We start from the raw sequence: 18,568 nt of genomic DNA, 5'->3' as shown, positions 1-18,568 counted from the left end.
CGTTGAGTGCTCGGGTACAGATGCTGATTGTTGTGTTGCCTGTTATGGCCTCATCGCTGGCAAGCCAGCTCCCACAGGATTCGGGGTGGATTGAGATTTTGTATACGACACAAATCTCTGTGGGAGCTGGCTTGCCAGCGAAAGCGATCTACAGAACGACAGTTCTGTTGGCGTTCAAAAACACCCTTCTTTCGATGTGATAACCCACCGCCCGGGCCAGGGTCAGCCCTTCGATATCCCGGCCCTTGGCGATCAGGTCTTCCGGATAGTGACTGTGATCCACCGCCTCGACCCCCTGGGCAATGATCGGCCCTTCGTCGAGGTCGTTGTTGATGTAGTGCGCGGTGGCGCCGACCAGTTTCACCCCCTTGTTGTAGGCCTGGTGATACGGTTTGGCGCCCTTGAAGCCCGGCAGCAGCGAGTGGTGGATGTTGATCGCCTTGCCGTCGAGCTTGCGGCACAGCTCGGGCGACAGCACCTGCATGTAGCGGGCGAGGATCACCAGTTCGGCGCCGGCCTCCTCGATCACCTGCCAGACCTGACGCTCCTGCGCCGGTTTGTCATTGGGGTCGAGGGGGAAATGGTAGTAGGGAATCTGGTGCCAGTCGGCCAGCGGCTTGAGATCCGGATGATTGGACACCACCGCCGCCACATCCATCGACAACTGGCCGATGCGCTGGCGGTAGAGCAAGTCGTTGAGGCAGTGATCGGCCTTGGAGACCATGATCACCACTTTCGGCCGGTAGTTCGGCGCAGTCAGCTCGAAGACCATGCCGAACGCCTGGCCACGCTCGGCCAGGCCTGCGCGGAAGGACTGCTCGTCGAAGCCGTCGGGCTGGCGAAACTCCACGCGAATGAAGAATCGTCCCGACAGACGATCATCGAACGAGTGGTGCTCGGTGACGTAGCAACCCTGCTCGAACAGAAAACGCGTGACCGCGTCCACGGTGCCGAGGACGCTGGGGCAATCGGCGGTCAGAATCCATGTGTCTGGGGCGCGGCTCATATTTTTTCCTCTGATCGTTCCCATGCTCTGCGTGGGAATGCCGCCATGGACGCTCGGCGTCCGCTACTGGGACGCGGAGCGTCCCGGGATGCATGCCCACGCAGACGGCTCGACGCCTCGACGCGGGAACGCGCATCCATCAAGCCTGAACGCTAAGCCCGTACTCGGCCGACGCATCCTGCAACCACAACCACCAGTAATCCGAGAAGCTGCGGCGAATCAGCAGTTCCCAGGTGTCTTCGCCGGTGTGGCGGATCATCAGCTGCGACTTGGCGAACACCGTGCCCACCGCTTTGCCGACCGGGAAGTTGTTCGGATGGACGTCGTAGCTGGTGGACTTCATCAGCACCTGGCGCACGTTCGGCCCGCTCAGTTCGAGCAGTTGCTGGCCGCCGCTGACGTTGACGATGGCGATGTGCAGGTCGCCGAGTGCTTCGCGCAGTTTCTGTTCGGCGGCGAATTCTTCACCGCTCGGCACGATCAGCAGCCACTCGTCCGGGCCCATCCATTGCAGGCTGGTTTCACCCTTGACGATGACGCTCAGGGCGCCCGGCAGTTCGATGCCCAGGGCTTTGTGCACACCGGCGGCAAACGCCGCATCGTGGCCATCGCCGCGCAGGGTCAGGTGGCCGAGGAGTTTCTTTTCACGCACGAACACGCCGGCGTTCTTGCGGCCCTTGCCGGCCAGGCTGGCGAGGTCGGCGTGATGCAGCGACGACTCGGCACGGGCGCCGGTGGTCGGGCGTTGTTGGTAAACATTGGCTGCGGTCATAAAGCACCTTCCTGAATTCTGTTGGTTCCTGCGGTGGCTGATCTGCCGCTTTCGCGAGCAGGCTCGCTCCCACAGGGAAACGCGATCGAATGTGGGAGCGAGCCTGCTCGCGAATAGCCGCCCCCCACAGTTCCTGAGGCCATCAAATGTTCTGCCGATCACCCTTCGGATCGAAGAACACCGAAGAAACAATCTCTGCCTCGATCACGCTGCCATCGGCCAGCGGTGCAAACACCCGCTCGCCGAGGCGCTTGAGACCGCCCTTGACCACGCCCATGGCAAACGAATAGCCGAGGGAGTTGTGCGCATAGCTGGAGGTGACGTGGCCGACCATGGTCATCGGGATCGCCTGCTTGGTGTTGAACACCAGTTGCGCGCCTTCCGGCAGCCATTTGGTCGGGTCGATCGGCTTCAGGCCGACCAGTTGCTTGCGCTGGTCGCGCACGCAGTCTTCCCGGTTCATGCCGCGCTGGCCGATCCACGAGAACGGCTTGGTGCGACCGACGCACCAGCCCATGTTCAGGTCGTCCGGGGTCATCGAGCCGTCCGTGTCCTGACCGACGATGATGAAACCCTTCTCGGCCCGCAGCACGTGCATGGTTTCAGTGCCGTACGGGGTCAGGTTGTACGGCTTGCCCGCCTCGACGATCTTTTCCAGCACGCCCATCGCGTAGTCGGCCTGGACGTTGACTTCGTACGACAGCTCACCGGTGAACGAGATGCGGAACACCCGCGCCGGTACGCCGCCGACCAGGCCTTCCTTCCAGGTCATGAACGGGAAGGCTTCGTTGCTCAGGTCGATGTCGGTGACCGCGCTGAGCAGCTTGCGGCTGTTCGGCCCGGACAGGGTCATGGTCGCCCAGTGGTCGGTGACCGAAGTGAAATACACCTTCAGTTCTGGCCATTCGGTCTGGTGGTACAGCTCCAGCCACTGCAGCACGCGTGCCGCGCCGCCCGTGGTGGTGGTCATGACGAAATGGTTGTCCGCCAGACAGGCCGTGACCCCGTCGTCGAAGACCATGCCGTCCTCTTTGCACATCAGGCCGTAACGCGCCTTGCCCACATCGAGCTTGGTCCAGGCGTTGGTGTACACGCGGTTGAGGAACTCGCGGGCATCCGGGCCCTGGATGTCGATCTTGCCCAGGGTCGAAGCGTCGAGCAGGCCGACGCTGTCGCGCACGGCTTTGCATTCACGTTTGACCGCCGCGTGCAGGTCTTCGCCGTTTTTCGGGAAGTACCATGGCCGCTTCCATTGGCCGACGTCTTCGAACTCGGCACCGTTCTTCACATGCCAGGCATGCAGCGCGGTGTAGCGCACCGGTTCGAAGATGTGCCCACAGTGACGGCCGGCGACGGCGCCGAAAGTCACCGGCGTGTAGTTCGGGCGGAACATCGTGGTGCCCATCTGCGGGATGGTCACGTTCAGCGAACGGGCGGCGATGGCCAGGCCGTTGACGTTACCGAGCTTGCCCTGATCGGTACCGAAGCCCAGCGCGGTGTAGCGTTTGACGTGCTCGACCGACTCGAAACCTTCGCGGGTGGCCAGTTCGATGGCGGCGGCGGTGACGTCGTTCTGCAGGTCGACGAATTGCTTCGGTGCCCGCGCGGTGCCTTTCTCGTGCGGCACCTGGAACAGCGCCAAGGTCGGCTCTTCGAGACGACTCAGGGCCTTGGGCAACACACCTTCAACGGTCTGGAACCCGGCTTCGGCGGCCACACGCACGCCACCTTCGAAACCGTCGGCGAGGGAATCACCGAGGCCATAGACACCGTTGATGCCACCGACGCACACGCGTTTCTGCGGGGCTTCGCCCGGTACGAAACCGAGGATGTCTTCACGCCAGATCGGCTTGCCACCGAGGTGCGACGCCAGGTGCACCACCGGGCTGTAACCGCCGGAACTGGCGATCACGTCGCAGTCGAGCCATTCGCCCGGACTGGTCACGGCATGGCCTTTGACATCGATGGCGGCGACGCGGGCGGCGGTCACACGCTTGCTGCCACGGGCCTCGATCACGGCGCTGCCGGTGAGAATGCGGATGCCTTTGGCGCGGGCTTCTTCCACCAGCGCACCACGCGGATTGCTGCGCGCATCGGCGATGGCCACCACTTGCAGGCTGGCATCGAGCCAGTCCAGCGCGACGCGATAGGCGTGATCGTTGTTGGTGCTCAGCACCAGTTTCTTGCCCGGTGCCACGCCGTAGCGGCGCACGTAGGTCGAAACGGCGCCGGCGAGCATGTTGCCCGGTACGTCGTTGTTGCCGTAGACCAGCGGACGCTCGTGCGCGCCGGTCGCCAGCACCACTCGCTTGGCGCGCACACGGTGGATGCGCTGGCGCACCTGGCCGATCGGCGCACGGTCGCCGAGGTGATCGGTGAGGCGTTCGTGAATGGTCAGGAAGTTGTGGTCGTGGTAGCCGTTGACCGTGGCGCGCGGCAACAGCAGCACGTCCGGGGTGTTTTTCAGTTCAGCGATAACGCTGGCCACCCACTCCATCGCCGGTTTGCCGTCGAGGCTTTCGCGCGAATCAAGCAGGCTGCCGCCGAACTCTTCCTGCTCATCGGCGAGGATCACCCGCGCACCGCTGCGCGCAGCGGCCAGGGCAGCGGCGAGACCGGCCGGACCGGCGCCGACGATCAGCACGTCGCAGTGCTGGTTCATGTAGTCGTAGGTATCCGGATCGACTTCTGTCGGCGAACGGCCGAGGCCCGCAGCCTTGCGAATGTACTTCTCGTAGGTCATCCAGAACGATTGCGGGTACATGAAGGTTTTGTAGTAGAAACCCGGCGGCATCAGCTTGCCGCCGACCTTGCCGAGAATCCCCATCATGTCGTTGTTGACGCTCGGCCAGCCGTTGGTGCTGGTGGCGACCAGACCCTGGTACAGCGCCTGTTGCGTGGCGCGCACGTTAGGGATCTGCGTGGCTTCGGTGGCACCGATCTGCAGCACCGCGTTCGGCTCTTCGGCACCGGCGGCGAAGATCCCGCGTGGTCGCGAATACTTGAAGCTGCGACCGATGATGTCGACACCGTTGGCGATCAGCGCCGAGGCCAGCGAGTCGCCTTCGAAGCCTTTGTAGGTCTGGCCGTTGAAGGTGAAGCTCAGCACTTTGTTGCGGTCGATCCGTCCACCGTTGGACAGGCGATTGGTCTGGCTCATACCTTCTCTCCCAGCGCCGACGTGGCTGTTTTTGCAGGATCAGCCTTGTCGGTGAATTGCGGCTTGGTGCCGATCTTGTAGGTTTCGAGAATCTCGTAGGTGACGGTGTCGCGGGTGACGTTGAAGTACTGACGGCAACCGGCGACGTGATCCCACAGCTCGTGGTGCAGACCGCGCGGGTTGTCGCGGAAAAACATATAGTCGCCCCACTCTTCATCGGTGCAGGCGTTCGGATCCAGCGGACGCGGAATGTGCGCCTGGCCGGATGCGTGGAATTCCTCTTCGGAGCGCAGTTCGCCGCAGTGAGGACAGAAGATATGCAACATGGGGATTTCTCCTGTTAGTGGGCAACCGCAGCAGCGCCGTGTTCATCGATCAACGCACCGTTGTGGAAACGGTCGATGGAGAAAGGTGCGGCCAACGGGTGCATTTCACCCTTGGCCAGGCTGGCGGCAAACACGTTGCCCGAGCCAGGTGTGGCCTTGAAGCCACCGGTGCCCCAACCGCAGTTGAAGAACATGTTCGGTACCGGGGTTTTCGAAATGATCGGGCAGGCGTCCGGGGTGGTGTCGACGATGCCGCCCCACTGGCGGTTCATGCGCACCCGCGACAGCACCGGGAACATCTCGACGATGGCCTGGATGGTGTGCTCGATCACCGGGTACGAACCGCGCTGACCGTAGCCGTTGTAGCCGTCGATACCGGCGCCGATCACCAGGTCGCCCTTGTCCGACTGGCTGATGTAACCGTGCACGGCGTTGGACATGATCACGCTGTCGATAATCGGCTTGATCGGCTCGGACACCAGCGCTTGCAGCGGGTGGGATTCGATCGGCAGGCGGAAACCGGCGAGCTTGGCCATGTGCCCGGAGTTACCGGCGGTGACCACACCGACACGCTTGGCGCCGATGAAACCCTTGTTGGTCTCGACGCCGATGCACACGCCGTTTTCCTTGCGGAAACCGATGACTTCGGTCTGCTGGATCAGATCCACGCCCAAGGCGTCGGCGGCACGGGCAAAGCCCCACGCCACGGCATCGTGACGAGCGACGCCACCACGACGCTGAACGGTCGCGCCCATCACCGGGTAGCGGGTGTTTTTCGAGCAGTCGAGGTACGGAATCTCGTCGGCCACTTGCTTGGCATTGAGCAGTTCGCCATCGACGCCGTTGAGGCGGTTGGCGCTGACCCGACGCTCGGAATCACGGATGTCCTGCAGGGTGTGGCACAGGTTGTAGACGCCACGCTGGGAGAACATCACGTTGTAGTTGAGATCCTGGGACAGACCTTCCCAGAGCTTCATCGCGTGTTCGTACAGGTGCGCCGACTCGTCCCACAGGTAGTTGGAACGCACGATGGTGGTGTTGCGCGCGGTGTTACCGCCGCCCAGCCAGCCTTTCTCGACCACGGCGACGTTGGTGATGCCGTGTTCTTTCGCCAGATAGTAGGCCGTCGCCAGACCGTGCCCGCCGCCGCCGACGATGACCACGTCGTAGACCTTCTTCGGCGTCGGCGTGCGCCACATGCGCTGCCAGTTTTCGTGGTGGCTGAGGGAGTGTTTGAAGAGGCCGAAGCCCGAATAGCGTTGCATAGTCATTTACTCCAGAACGCTCAGCGATAAACCGGGAAGTCTGCGCACAGGGCCGAAACCTGCTGGGCGACATTGGCCTCGACGTCGGCGTCGCCGAGGTTGTCGAGGATGTCGCAGATCCAGCCGGCCAGCGTCACGCACTGGGTAACCTTGAAGCCGCGGGTGGTCACCGCCGGGGTGCCGATGCGCAGGCCCGAGGTGACGAACGGCGACTGCGGGTCGTTCGGCACGGCATTCTTGTTGACGGTGATGTGGGCACGGCCGAGGGCGGCATCCGCATCCTTGCCGGTCAGGCCCTGACGAATCAGGCTGACCAGGAACAGGTGGTTGTCGGTGCCGCCGGACACGACATCGTAGCCACGCTTGATAAACACGCCGGCCATCGCCTGGGCGTTGTCGATCACTTGCTGCTGGTAGGCCTTGAAGCCCGGCTCCAGCGCTTCCTTGAAGCACACGGCCTTGCCGGCGATGACGTGCATCAGCGGACCGCCCTGGGCACCGGGGAAGACCGCGGCGTTGAGCTTCTTCTCGATCTCTTCGTTGGCTTTGGCCAGGATCAGCCCGCCACGCGGACCGCGCAGGGTCTTGTGGGTGGTGGTGGTGACCACATCGGCGTACGGCAGCGGATTGGGGTACAGCCCGGCAGCGACCAGACCGGCCACGTGGGCCATGTCGACGAACAGCAGCGCCCCGACCTTGTCGGCGATCTGGCGGAAGCGCGGGAAGTCCAGGGTCTTGGAGTAGGCGGAGAACCCGGCGACGATCATTTTCGGCTGGTGCTCGACGGCCAGACGCTCGACTTCGTCGTAGTCGATCAGCCCGGTGTCGGTGTTGATGCCGTACTGCACCGCGTTGTAGAGCTTGCCCGAGGACGACACCTTGGCGCCGTGGGTCAGGTGACCGCCGTGGGCCAGGCTCATGCCGAGAATGGTGTCGCCCGGCTGGATCAGCGCCAGGTACACGGCGCTGTTGGCCGAGGAACCGGAGTGTGGCTGGACGTTGGCGTAATCGGCGCCGAACAGCTGCTTGGCGCGCTCGATGGCCAGTGCCTCGACCTTGTCGACGTGCTCGCAGCCGCCGTAGTAGCGCTTGCCCGGATAGCCTTCGGCGTACTTGTTGGTCAGGCCGCTGCCCTGCGCTTGCATCACGCGCTTGCTGGTGTAGTTCTCCGACGCGATCAGCTCGATGTGATCTTCCTGACGTTGCTCCTCGGCATTCATCGCCGCCAGCAGTGCATCGTCGTAACCCTGGATCTGGTCTTGCTTGCTGAACATCGCGTCTCTCCCAGCGGCGGCGGTGCGCCTTTTTGTCTTGGTGAGGCACGCACCTGGCGGCAGTGCCCTTTGATGCGATGGTATGACCGGCGCAGACAGCTCAAATGCCTACGGACGCCACGCAAAGGTGCGTTTACGACATGGCGAGAAATGGTCTTGCCGGACTCGATCTGGAAAACACTGAAGAACCTTGTGGGAGCTGGCTTGCCAGCTCCCACAGGGTTATGCGGCGACCTGGCGGATAAATAGCAGCAGGACAAAATGCGCGGGATAGAGGGCATAGGCCCAGCGCCGCATCGGCGGCGGCTGGAGATGTCGCGCATGTCGCAACAGGAACAGTCCGAGCAGTGGCGCAATCAGGCACGCCGCGATGCCGGACAGCGCGACGACATTGCCGAACTCGGCGGCCTCAAACAGCACCTGCCATTGATTGGCCGCCAGACACACCAGCCCCGCCAACAGGCTGAAGTACCAGGGCCGGCGAAACACCAGCAACATCGCCAGCGGCAGCAGTACCCCGAACAGGCCGAACATCAGGTGTCCCGGGAACAGCGCCGCCAGCGTCAACGCACCGACCGCGAGCCACCGAGCGATCGGCGCCCGATCCTGCCAGCCCCGCGCCACCAGCAGCCCCAGCGCCAGCGTGGGCATCACGTTCAAGGTGTCGGGATCGGGAATGTACAGACGGTAGGGCATTTCGCTGACCAGGCTGAACAGCAGCAACCAGCCCAGGTAGCGCCATTCGGTCTTCTGCGCACCGGCCCGGCACAGGTTCGCCGCCATGGCCAGGCAGAACCACGGGAACGCCAGACGCCCCGGCACATACAGCCAATCGTCGCTGATCCCGACATATCGCAGGTGATCGAGCAGCATGCTCAGCAGCGCCAGCCACTTGAGCAGATCAAGGGCGCCGTCGCGCTGGCTCAGGTGCATAATCGGCGAGCGTCCATGTAAAGTTCTGCCAGCGACATCCCGTGTGCTCCCCGGATGATCTTCGGTAAAGTGCGCACCATCATTGACCAACGCGGCGCCACAAGCGCCACGATCACGGAAGCCGGCCATGACCGACAAGAGCCAACAATTCGCCAGCGACAACTACTCCGGCATCTGCCCCGAAGCCTGGGCCGCCATGGAACAGGCCAACCACGGCCACCAGCGCGCTTATGGCGACGATGAGTGGACCGCACGCGCCGCGGATCATTTCCGCCAACTGTTCGAGACCGATTGCGAAGTATTCTTCGCCTTCAACGGCACCGCCGCCAACTCGCTGGCCCTGTCGTCGCTGTGCCAGAGTTACCACAGCGTGATCTGCTCGGAAACCGCCCACGTCGAAACCGACGAATGCGGCGCCCCGGAATTTTTCTCCAACGGCTCGAAACTGCTGATCGCCGGCACTGAAAACGGCAAGATCACCCCGGCCTCGATCCGTGAAATCGCCCTCAAGCGCCAGGACATCCACTACCCCAAACCACGCGTGGTGACCCTCACCCAGGCCACCGAAGTTGGCAGCGTCTACACCCCGGAAGAAGTCCGTGCGATCAGCGCCACCTGCAAGGAACTGGGGCTGAACCTGCACATGGACGGCGCGCGGTTCTCCAATGCCTGCGCGTTCCTCGGCTGCTCGCCGGCGGACCTGACCTGGAAGGCCGGCGTCGACGTGCTGTGCTTCGGCGGCACGAAAAATGGCATGGCGGTCGGTGAAGCGATCCTGTTCTTCAACCACAAACTGGCGGAAGACTTCGATTACCGCTGCAAGCAGGCCGGGCAACTGGCGTCGAAGATGCGCTTCCTCTCGGCCCCCTGGGTCGGCATTCTGGAAAACGACGCCTGGCTCAAATACGCCCGCCATGCCAACCACTGCGCGCAACTGCTGGCAGAACTGGTCAGCGACATTCCCGGCGTCGAACTGATGTTCCCGGTGCAGGCCAACGGCGTGTTCCTGCAACTGTCGGAGCCGGCCATCGCCGCCCTGACCGCCCGCGGCTGGCGCTTCTACACCTTCATTGGCAAAGGCGGCGCGCGCTTCATGTGCTCCTGGGATACCGAGGAAGCCCGCGTGCGCGAACTGGCCCACGACATCCGCGAAGTCATGTCCGCCTGACCCCTCCCCACGGCGAGGGAGCCTGCTCCCCCGCCCCGATCGTTCCCACGCTCTGCGTGGGAACGCCTCCCGGGACGCTCCGCGTTCCTGCCTCACCGCTGATGCAACGCCTGGCACCGTCATGACGCGGAGCGTCAAGGGCTGCATTCCCACGCGGAGCGTGGGAACGATCCTTGTTCAAAACCACCGATGATATTTCCCACCGCCGCCACAGAATTCTCTTCCAGCACAGTCACATTGCCCGCCTCACCCTGATCGTTCCCACGCTCTGCGTGGGAATGCCTCCCGGGACGCTCCGCGTTCCTGCCTCACCGCTGATGCGACGCCTGGCACCGTCATGACGCGGAGCGTCAAGGGCTGCATTCCCACGCGGAGCGTGGGAACGATCCTTGTTCAAAACCACCGATGATATTTCCCACCGCCGCCACAGAATTCTCTTCCAGCACAGTCACATTGCCCGCCTCACCCTGATCGTTCCCACGCTCTGCGTGGGAATGCCTCCCGGGACGCTCCGCGTTACTGCCTCACCGCTGATGCAACGCCTGGCACCGTCATGACGCGGAGCGTCAAGGGCTGCATTCCCACGCGGAGCGTGGGAACGATCGCTGCAGACGACTTTTCTTACCGCACCCACCGACTTCTCCCCTAGCGCGAGCACTTCGGTCACCCCACTCTGCTCGTTCCTACGCTCTGCGTGGTAACGCATCCGGGGAAGCTCCGCGTTCCTCTCAGCAGCACCACAAGATTCAAGGATGAATCCCATGGGCCGAAGTCGCTACATCATCACCGAAACCGACCAACCTCACTTCCTGACCTGCACGATCATGGAATGGCTACCCCTGTTCATCCGTCCGTACATCGTCGACCACCTGCTCAACTGCTGGCGCTATCAACAAATCCATCACGCCCTGAAACTCTACGGCTACGTGATCCTGGAAAACCATCTTCACTTCGTCGCCCAGGCACCTGACCTGAGCCAATGCCTGAGCCAGTTCAAATCCTTCACCGCCCGACAGATCATCGATGACCTGCAAAGCAAAGGCGCCGAAAGAGCATTGAAGCGCCTTCGCTTCAGCAAACGGGCACACAAGGACGATCGGGTGTATCAGATGTGGCAGGAAGGCGCTCATGCAGAGATGGTCTACAGCGAAGAAGTCATGCGCCAGAAACTCGATTACATCCATAACAACCCGGTAAAGCGTGGCTACGTGGAGTTGCCGGAGCACTGGCGGTATTCGAGTGCCCGAAACTATGCAGGGCTGGACGGGCTGATCGAGGTTCAGCGCTGGTCCTGAGTCCCCGATATCGCCGTCCGATCGTTCCCACGCTCTGCGTGGGAATGCCTCCCGGGACGCTCCGCGTTCCTGCCCCACCGCCGATGCAACGCCTGGCACCGTCATGACGCAGAGCGTCAAGGGCTGCATTCCCACGCGGAGCGTGGGAACGATCACGACTAAAAGCTACATATGCCTTTGCTCACCGCCGTCACAGACTCCTCCTCTAGCGCGAGCACTGCGGCCACCCCACTCTGCTCGTTCCCACGCTCTGCGTGGAACGCCTCCCGGGACGCTCCGCGTTCCTGCCTCACCGCTGATGCAACGCCTGGCACCGTCATGCCGCGGAGCGTCAAGGGCTGCATTCCTACGCAGAGCGTGGGAACGATCAGGACGGGCCGTTTCAGCGCCATCGTCTACATTGTCTGGCGAGCCTCCGCTCACATAACAATAAGCAGGAGCATCGGCATGTCGCTAAAAGGCAAAACCCTGTTCATCACCGGCGCCAGCCGTGGCATCGGGCGCGAGATTGCGCTGCGGGCCGCGCGGGACGGGGCCAATATCGTGATCGCGGCGAAAAGCGCCGAGCCGCACGCCAAGTTGCCCGGCACCATCCACAGTGTCGCCGCTGAGGTCGAAGCGGCCGGCGGCAAGGCCTTGGCCCTGCAACTGGACGTGCGCGACGAAGCGGCGGTGCGGCAGGCGCTGGCCCAGGCCAATGAACATTTCGGCGGGATCGACGCCTTGGTGAACAACGCCGGGGCGATCAAGCTCACGGGTGTGCAGCACATCGAACTCAAGCGCTTCGACCTGATGCACCAGATCAACACCCGCGCCGTGTTGCTGTGCAGCCAGGCCGCCCTGCCCTACCTGAAAAAATCCGCCGGACACATCCTCAACCTGTCGCCGCCGCTGAACCTGGCGAGCAAATGGTTTGCGCAGTTCAGTCCCTACACCGTGACCAAGTACGGCATGAGCATGCTGACGGTGGGCATGAGCGAGGAATTCGCCAGCTACGGCATCAGTGTCAATTCGCTGTGGCCGCAAACCATGATCGCCACGGCGGCGATCGAGTTTCAGCTGGGTAATCGCGAGTCGTTCAAGCAGGCACGCACGCCAGCGATCATGGCGGATGCCGCGCATGTCATCCTGGATAGCCGCCAGCGGCAGATCACTGGACGACTGCTTATCGACGAAGAGATTTTGCGTGAGCACGGCGTGACTGAATTTGATCACTACCGTTTCGAACCGGACAGCGACGCCGTGCTGATGCCTGACTTGTTCGTGGATTGAAACGCATCATCCTGTGGGAGCGAGCCTGCTCGCGAAGAGGCCGTGTCAGACAGCACAAATGTTGAATGACACACCGCCTTCGCGCGCAGGCTCGCTGCCACATTGGATTTGTGCAGAGGTCTAGAACTCGATGCGCACGTCGCCCTTCGGCACGCTGCAGCACGACAGGATATAACCCTCGGCCTCGTCGTCCTCGGTGATCCCGCCGTTGTGATCCATCTCCACTTCACCGCCGAGCTTGAGCACTTTGCACGTGCCGCAAATGCCCATGCCGCAGGCCTTGGGGATCATCAGGCCGACCTTGGCCGCCGCCGCGTGCACGGTTTCGCCCGGAGCGACGCGAATGCTCTTGTCCGAGGACGTGAACTCCACCAGGTGCAGATCCGCCGCCGGCACTTCAGGGGCTTCCGCCGCCTGCTCGGCCTGCTCCACGGCGTCGGCACGGGCCTCTGGGGGCGTGGCGCCGAAGGACTCCTCGTGGTAGCGCTTCATGTCGTAGCCGGCGTTTTCCAGCAGGCGCTTGACCGCGGTCATGTACGGCGTCGGGCCGCAGCAGAACACTTCGCGCTCGAGGAAGTCCGGCACCATCAGCTCGAGCATCTTGTGGTTGAGGTAGCCGCGATAACCGGCCCAGGGCTCGCCCAGACCGTGCTTCTCGCAGATCAGGTGCAGGCTGAAGTTGTCGATCCGCGACGCCATGTGCTCCAGCTCGCGGTGATAAATGATGTCTTTCGGCGAGCGGGCACTGTGGATGAACGTCATGTCGACGTTGCCGTTGGTGTCGTAGAACCAGCGCGCCATCGACATCACCGGGGTGATCCCCACGCCGCCGCTGAGATAGAGCACTTTCGGGCTCGGGAAATCGATGGCGTTGAACAGCCCGACCGGGCCGTGCACCGCCAGTTCCTGGCCTTCGTGCAGAGTGTCGTGCAGCCAGTTGGAAACCTTGCCGCCCGGTACGCGCTTGATCGTCACCGAGAAGCTGTAGGGCACCGACGGCGAACTGGAGATGGTGTACGAGCGCATGATCGGCTGGCCTTCGATTTCCAGCTCCAGGGTCACGAACTGCCCGGGCTTGAAGAAGAACAGGATCGGCTGGTCGGCCATGAAGCAGAAGGTGCGCACATCCCAGGTTTCCTGGATGACTTTGACGCAACGGACGATGTGTCGGCCATTGGCCCAGGTCTGGGTGGTGACCGGATTCAGGAAGCTGTTGGACATGCTGTTCTCCACGGCCGACTGTCGGCCTTCATGGGGCGATTCTGCGTATAGCGTGAACCGCCCGTTTACCTATCCGCGACATCGGCATACTTATCGCGACCAGCCCCCAACCACCGGGGGTTGCGCGTCGGGAACAGATTGCACCATGTCGCCCATGGATAAGGTTCCCGGCAGCGCCGGCCCCACACTCGGCCCACACAAAGACGATTTGTCGACACCTTGCGTTGCAAACCTGATTAGCCACTTTCGCCGGCCACGCAGATGGCCTTGAGGATCACATCGATGGACACCGCAAAAATCAGCCTGGGCGACCCGCTGGAACCCGCACGCAAGGCCACCGCACAGATGCTGCAGGAACGCGAGCGCACCTTCTCGTTGCCGCAACCGTTCTACAGCGACGAGCGCCTGTTCGATATCGACATGCAGGAGATCTTCCAGAAAGAATGGCTGATCGCCGGCATGACCTGCGAGATCCCGGCCAAGGGCAACTACATCACCCTGCAGATCGGCAAGAACCCGATCATCGTCATCCGTGGCGCCGACGGCGTGGTGCATGCGTTCCACAACGTCTGCCGCCACCGTGGCTCGCGCCTGTGCACCAGCGACAAGGGCAAGGTCGCCAAACTGGTCTGCCACTACCACCAGTGGACCTACGAACTGGACGGGCGCCTGCTGTTCGCCGGCACCGAGATGGGCGCCGACTTCGACATGAAGCAGTACGGCCTGAAACCGGTGAACGTGAAGACGGCCGGCGGCTACATCTTCATCAGCCTGGCGGAAAACCCACCGGCCATCGATGATTTCCTGTCGACCCTGAACCACTACATGGAACCGTACGACATGGAAAACACCAAGGTGGCGGTGCAAACCACCTTGATGGAAAAAGCCAACTGGAAACTGGTGCTGGAAAACAACCGCGAGTGCTACCACTGCGGCGGTTCGCACCCGGAATTGCTGAAAACCCTGCTGGAATGGGACGACGTCACCGACCCGCGCGCCGACCAGGCGTTCAAGGACCACGTCGCCGCCTCCGCCGCTGCCTGGGAAGCCGAGAAGATCCCTTACGCCCACGCCAGTTTCGGTCTGCGCAACCGCATCGTGCGCATGCCGCTGCTCAAGGGCACCGTGTCGATGACCATGGACGGCAAACAGGGCTGCGCCAAGCTGATGGGCCGGATCAAGAACCCCGACCTCGGCTCGATGCGCATCCTGCACCTGCCGCACTCGTGGAACCACTGCATGGGCGACCACATCATTGTCTTCACCGTGTGGCCGATCAGCGCGCAAGAAACCATGGTCACCACCAAATGGCTGGTGCACAAGGATGCGGTCGAAGGCGTCGATTACGACGTCGAGCGCATGCGCCAGGTGTGGGACGCGACCAACGACCAGGATCGGCGCCTGGCCGAAGAGAACCAGCGCGGGATCAACTCCACCGCTTATCAGCCAGGGCCGTACTCCAAGACTTATGAGTTCGGCGTGGTCAACTTCGTCGACTGGTACAGCGAGCGCATGCTGAACAACCTTGGCGCCGAGCCGGCGCCGTACCTCAAAGGCGTCCCGGTCCAAGGCTAAAAGCATCGCTGGCAAGCCAGCTCCCACAGTTTCTATGGTGCTCACAACATTTGTGCACACCGCAGCACTCTGTGGGAGCGGGCTTGCCCGCGATGGCGTCCTTACAGTCACCGCCTCACTTGGACGACCACCTCACACTGCCATCCTCACCGATAAACTCTTCGAAAATCTCCTCCCCCACCAACCTGATTTTCGCGTAGCCATTCAACACCCGCAGCGGATACGCCGGGTCATTGGCATCCTGCGTCTCCGACCACAACACCCGCGAATGCCCGTCCAGCTCGCTGGCATTGCCATAGGGAATCGCCCCGTGGCCGGCACAGCGCGCATGCAACCCACCCTGCTGCGCATACACGATGCCGTTGTGCAGATGGCCCCAGTACCAGTAATCCGGCTCGCGCCCCAAGGCATCGCACACCGGTTGAAACAACGCCGTCTGGTTGTGCCCGGAAATATCCAAGCCCTGGTGATGGCTGAGCACCATGATCCTTTTGCGTTTCGGCAGGGCTTTCAACCAGGTGATCTGCGGCTCGTTGAGCGTGCCGTCCATGTACAGGTTCATTGCATCCGAGGCATACGCCGAATCCAGCCCGACCACCAGCCAGTCATCGTTGATCAAGGCAAAGTAACTGGTGCCCTGCTGCCCCGGAAAACGTTTGTACAGTTCCTTGAAATAGCCATGGGCGCCGCTGTACATCTCGTGGTTGGAGTTGAGGGTGAACGAGCCGTGGCGGCCCATCGGCCAGCCGGCCATGTCGACGTCTTCCTGCGAATGACTGCCGGCGTAGTAGACGTCGCCCAGATGGATGGTGAAATCGGCCTGCGCCAGTTGCATCTGGTTGGCCACCGAGACCGCTGGCGCGTGAGTGTCGAAGGGGCCGGTGCCCCAGTCGCCGGCAATCGCCAGGGTCACCTCGCGATCCATTTGCACCAGTGCCGGATCGGTGCCGAAGGTTGCGTGATGACGCAGGTTTTCAATCCATTTGAGCAGGGCCTCGCTCCACAGCAGATCGAGCAGTTCCCACTTGCGGCAACCGAGCAGACTGCCATCCTTGAGCACCCGGGTCGCCAGTTGATCGGGTGATTGCGGCAACGGCGCGGCATTGCCGATACGCAGGATCGACAGACCATGGGACAGCTCCCACGGCACCGCCGGTTCGTCGCTGGGCAACTCGCCGTTTTTCAGCACGTATTGCGCCTGATCGTGCCCGCGCTGCAGCAACTTGATGATCGCCTGGAATTCCTGCGGCTCCAGTTCGCTGATGAGCTTCATCCAGGCCATTTCCATGCGCGTGAACAAGCCGTGAATGCGCACCTTGACCTTGTCGTATTCATGTTTCAGATGACCGACCGCTGACATGGCGTAATCCTCTATCCGTAAGGGTTCACAGGGTTTTCATGAATTCGATCAGCGCACGCTTGTCGTCGTCCGACAGCGTCGTGCCGTACAGGTGACCGCTGTTGTGGTTGCCCTCCAGCCGCGTGTCGTACGTGAAGTCCGCCGAGGCCTTGGCCTGAGCGCCCGTCGTGACGAAACCAACGTTGACCGGGTCGTAGACGTCGGAGCCGGTGATGAACACCTGCGGACGTTTTTCCGGCGGTTGCAGCAGGTCCCACAGGGTCGGCACCGAACCGTTGTGCAGGTACGGCGCGCGCAGCCAGATGCCGTCGGTGGGTGTGTTGCTGTAGCTCTGGGTCTTGCGATAGGCACCGAAGTCGAACGGCGGCTTCTTGAAGGTGTGGAACGCCGCGACCAGCCCCGTGGTGAACGAGTCGAGCCGATGCGGATCAGTGCCGAGCTGGTCGATGTTGGTGGTCACTTGCCCGGTGTCGGCACGACCGAAGTCGTGGCACGCGGCGCAATTGGCGGCCCAGATCGGCTTGCCCCGGGCGACTTTTGCCTGATCCAGCGCCCACGGCCACGCCGGTGCCTTGTGCCCGAGCAGCCAGTTGGTCACGCGGTTGAAGCTCGGCGGCAGCACCGATTCCGGCGTCGCCCCCACCGCCATCGCCGCGGCGTAGTTACGCTCGTGGATCTTGTTGTTATTGCCGTCCCAGTGCAGGTACATCGATTCGCGCGGTTTCTGGTTCCACACTTGCGGCAGGTCGACGGTGCCGATGGTCGAGTCATCCGGGAAGCCGAACACCACCATTTTCGTCGGATTGAAGGTGTCGGTGCGGCCCGGCCCCTGTTGCGGCCGCAGCTTCTGCCAGGCGTAGGCCTGCTTCTGCTTGAGCAGCGCGCTCTTCGCCATCGGGATGATCAGGTAGCGGTTGTAGAGCCTTTCGAAAAAGCCCAGCTGGAATTTGTTGTTGATCGCCGTCATCACCGCGTCGGTGGTGAATTTCGGGTCGCTGGCGCAATCGTAGGCGAACCACTGGAAGGCCTGCAGCTGCAGGGTGTTGGCCGGCGCACTGGGCACGTTGACCGCGACGTCGCTGGCATTGGCCCGGTAGGAACCGGTGTGGCACAGCGCGCAGTTCGGCTCCACGGTGGGGTAGCCGATCTGCCGCTTGGCCATGCCGATGGGCAGATCCTTGCCGTTCTCATAGAGGAAACCGAAGACTTCCCAGCCGCCGGGTTTGGGCAGCTTTTCCGGGCACATCTGCGGCAGCACGGCGAACAGGTAATACGGGATCCGCGCTTCGATACCCAGGCCGATGGCGGCGTATTTGTAATGATCTTCGTCGGAGGCATATTGCTGTTCCGGCACCACGCGCAACATCTGATACCAGGTCTGGTAGCCGATGAAGCCCAGTAGCGCGACCACGACCAGCGTACCGACCTTGAACGCATGACTTTGCCAGTGCCGCGCCCAACTGGCGCGCCACTCGCGCCAGCCGTCACCGAGCAAGGCCCAGGGCCGGTTTTGCGCCGAGGTGCCCAGGTACAGCAGGATGCCGAGGATCAGGAAGAAGCTCAGGTCGCCCATCAGCATCGGTACGAACACCGAGCCCTGGCTGCTGGTGTTGATCAGGTAGATCCAGAACGCCACGGCGATCAGCCGCGTCAGCACGCACAGCCAGGAATGCACCACGTAGCGCGGCGCGTTGAAGCCCGACGGCATGTAGAACACGCTGATGCCCACCAGCAGCATCCCGGCGTTTTCCAGCCACGGGTCGGAGAGTTGCGGCGGCAGGCCGACCACCGAGGTCAGCAACCCCGGCGCGAACAGCGCCGGGATCGCGAACAGCATATTCATCGCAATGCCGAGCCAGATGAAGCGTTGAAACCAGCGGATGTAGCTGTCCATGTCATCCATTTCCTTGTGCAGACCCGAGAGATGCAGCGCCGGATATA

General features: G+C 62.5%; 14 protein-coding genes. 4 read left to right on the top strand and 10 right to left on the bottom strand.

Annotated elements, in window-relative coordinates:
• Nucleotides 1-148: 148 nt before the first annotated feature.
• The 7 genes from purU to QRN70_RS17855 form a co-directional block, all read right to left on the bottom strand.
• Complete coding sequence (gene purU / locus QRN70_RS17885) at nt 149-1,006, bottom strand: formyltetrahydrofolate deformylase (protein WP_285419260.1); 858 nt, start codon at nt 1,004-1,006, stop codon at nt 149-151.
• Between the two features lie 139 nt (nt 1,007-1,145).
• Nucleotides 1,146-1,778 carry a sarcosine oxidase subunit gamma gene (locus QRN70_RS17880; RefSeq protein ID WP_285419259.1) on the bottom strand — a complete coding sequence of 211 codons (633 nt, stop codon included), beginning with the start codon at nt 1,776-1,778 and terminating at the stop codon, nt 1,146-1,148.
• A gap of 142 nt (nt 1,779-1,920) precedes the next feature.
• On the bottom strand, nt 1,921-4,938 hold the full coding sequence (locus QRN70_RS17875; protein WP_285419258.1) for a sarcosine oxidase subunit alpha: 3,018 nt from the start codon (nt 4,936-4,938) through the stop codon (nt 1,921-1,923).
• Nucleotides 4,935-5,264 carry a sarcosine oxidase subunit delta gene (locus QRN70_RS17870; protein ID WP_285419257.1) on the bottom strand — a complete coding sequence of 110 codons (330 nt, stop codon included), beginning with the start codon at nt 5,262-5,264 and terminating at the stop codon, nt 4,935-4,937. The genes QRN70_RS17875 and QRN70_RS17870 overlap by 4 nt, the downstream gene beginning before the upstream one ends.
• 14 nt (nt 5,265-5,278) lie before the next feature.
• A complete protein-coding gene (locus QRN70_RS17865) occupies nt 5,279-6,529 on the bottom strand; it encodes a sarcosine oxidase subunit beta (protein WP_003206307.1) in 1,251 nt (416 codons plus the stop codon).
• 20 nt (nt 6,530-6,549) lie between these two features.
• Entirely contained in the window at nt 6,550-7,803 is a 1,254-nt protein-coding gene (gene glyA / locus QRN70_RS17860; RefSeq protein ID WP_285419256.1) for a serine hydroxymethyltransferase, read from the bottom strand.
• Between the two features lie 222 nt (nt 7,804-8,025).
• Nucleotides 8,026-8,736, bottom strand: coding sequence for a TraX family protein (locus QRN70_RS17855; protein WP_285419255.1), 711 nt, complete (start codon nt 8,734-8,736; stop codon nt 8,026-8,028).
• Nucleotides 8,737-8,863: 127 nt separating this feature from the next.
• Here QRN70_RS17855 and QRN70_RS17850 point away from each other — a divergent pair, with 127 nt between their 5' ends.
• The 3 genes from QRN70_RS17850 to QRN70_RS17840 all read left to right on the top strand — a co-directional run bounded on the left by QRN70_RS17850 (nt 8,864) and on the right by QRN70_RS17840 (nt 12,471).
• On the top strand, nt 8,864-9,904 hold the full coding sequence (locus QRN70_RS17850; protein ID WP_285419254.1) for a threonine aldolase family protein: 1,041 nt from the start codon (nt 8,864-8,866) through the stop codon (nt 9,902-9,904).
• A 761-nt stretch (nt 9,905-10,665) separates the two neighbouring features.
• Nucleotides 10,666-11,199: an REP-associated tyrosine transposase gene (locus tag QRN70_RS17845; protein WP_285419253.1), complete on the top strand. Its 534-nt coding sequence runs from the start codon at nt 10,666-10,668 to the stop codon at nt 11,197-11,199.
• 447 nt (nt 11,200-11,646) lie between these two features.
• Nucleotides 11,647-12,471 carry an SDR family oxidoreductase gene (locus tag QRN70_RS17840; protein ID WP_285419252.1) on the top strand — a complete coding sequence of 275 codons (825 nt, stop codon included), beginning with the start codon at nt 11,647-11,649 and terminating at the stop codon, nt 12,469-12,471.
• Nucleotides 12,472-12,591: 120 nt separating this feature from the next.
• On the opposite strand, the gene gbcB is transcribed toward QRN70_RS17840, so the two are convergent.
• Complete coding sequence (gene gbcB, locus QRN70_RS17835; protein ID WP_085612982.1) at nt 12,592-13,692, bottom strand: glycine betaine monooxygenase reductase subunit; 1,101 nt, start codon at nt 13,690-13,692, stop codon at nt 12,592-12,594.
• A 282-nt stretch (nt 13,693-13,974) separates the two neighbouring features.
• Between gbcB and gbca the strand changes: the two genes are divergently transcribed.
• On the top strand, nt 13,975-15,267 hold the full coding sequence (gene gbca / locus QRN70_RS17830) for a glycine betaine monooxygenase oxygenase subunit (protein ID WP_285419251.1): 1,293 nt from the start codon (nt 13,975-13,977) through the stop codon (nt 15,265-15,267).
• Nucleotides 15,268-15,382: 115 nt separating this feature from the next.
• Here gbca and QRN70_RS17825 read toward each other — a convergent pair whose 3' ends face one another.
• Together QRN70_RS17825 and QRN70_RS17820 are read right to left on the bottom strand one after the other, a co-directional pair.
• Nucleotides 15,383-16,627, bottom strand: a complete 1,245-nt coding sequence (locus QRN70_RS17825; protein ID WP_285419250.1) for a metallophosphoesterase family protein — start codon at nt 16,625-16,627, stop codon at nt 15,383-15,385.
• 25 nt (nt 16,628-16,652) lie between these two features.
• Nucleotides 16,653-18,521, bottom strand: a complete 1,869-nt coding sequence (locus QRN70_RS17820; RefSeq protein ID WP_285419249.1) for a c-type cytochrome — start codon at nt 18,519-18,521, stop codon at nt 16,653-16,655.
• Between the last annotated feature and the right edge of the window lie 47 nt (nt 18,522-18,568).

The organism is Pseudomonas sp. efr-133-TYG-5 (assembly GCF_030209175.1).
GTDB lineage: Bacteria > Pseudomonadota > Gammaproteobacteria > Pseudomonadales > Pseudomonadaceae > Aquipseudomonas.
The sequence above is the reverse complement of the archived record's forward strand: the minus strand, read 5'-3'. Positions and strand labels throughout refer to the sequence as shown.

What these genes read in the sequence shown, in the direction of transcription:
- gbcB (WP_085612982.1), bottom strand. Translation starts at nt 13,692, where the DNA reads ATGTCCAACAGCTTCCTGAATCCGGTCACCACCCAGACCTGGGCCAAT.
- QRN70_RS17840 (WP_285419252.1), top strand. Translation starts at nt 11,647, where the DNA reads ATGTCGCTAAAAGGCAAAACCCTGTTCATCACCGGCGCCAGCCGTGGC.
- QRN70_RS17865 (WP_003206307.1), bottom strand. Translation starts at nt 6,529, where the DNA reads ATGCAACGCTATTCGGGCTTCGGCCTCTTCAAACACTCCCTCAGCCAC.
- QRN70_RS17820 (WP_285419249.1), bottom strand. Translation starts at nt 18,521, where the DNA reads ATGGACAGCTACATCCGCTGGTTTCAACGCTTCATCTGGCTCGGCATT.
- QRN70_RS17855 (WP_285419255.1), bottom strand. Translation starts at nt 8,736, where the DNA reads ATGCACCTGAGCCAGCGCGACGGCGCCCTTGATCTGCTCAAGTGGCTG.
- QRN70_RS17875 (WP_285419258.1), bottom strand. Translation starts at nt 4,938, where the DNA reads ATGAGCCAGACCAATCGCCTGTCCAACGGTGGACGGATCGACCGCAAC.
- gbca (WP_285419251.1), top strand. Translation starts at nt 13,975, where the DNA reads ATGGACACCGCAAAAATCAGCCTGGGCGACCCGCTGGAACCCGCACGC.
- glyA (WP_285419256.1), bottom strand. Translation starts at nt 7,803, where the DNA reads ATGTTCAGCAAGCAAGACCAGATCCAGGGTTACGACGATGCACTGCTG.
- QRN70_RS17870 (WP_285419257.1), bottom strand. Translation starts at nt 5,264, where the DNA reads ATGTTGCATATCTTCTGTCCTCACTGCGGCGAACTGCGCTCCGAAGAG.
- QRN70_RS17825 (WP_285419250.1), bottom strand. Translation starts at nt 16,627, where the DNA reads ATGTCAGCGGTCGGTCATCTGAAACATGAATACGACAAGGTCAAGGTG.
- purU (WP_285419260.1), bottom strand. Translation starts at nt 1,006, where the DNA reads ATGAGCCGCGCCCCAGACACATGGATTCTGACCGCCGATTGCCCCAGC.
- QRN70_RS17845 (WP_285419253.1), top strand. Translation starts at nt 10,666, where the DNA reads ATGGGCCGAAGTCGCTACATCATCACCGAAACCGACCAACCTCACTTC.
- QRN70_RS17880 (WP_285419259.1), bottom strand. Translation starts at nt 1,778, where the DNA reads ATGACCGCAGCCAATGTTTACCAACAACGCCCGACCACCGGCGCCCGT.
- QRN70_RS17850 (WP_285419254.1), top strand. Translation starts at nt 8,864, where the DNA reads ATGACCGACAAGAGCCAACAATTCGCCAGCGACAACTACTCCGGCATC.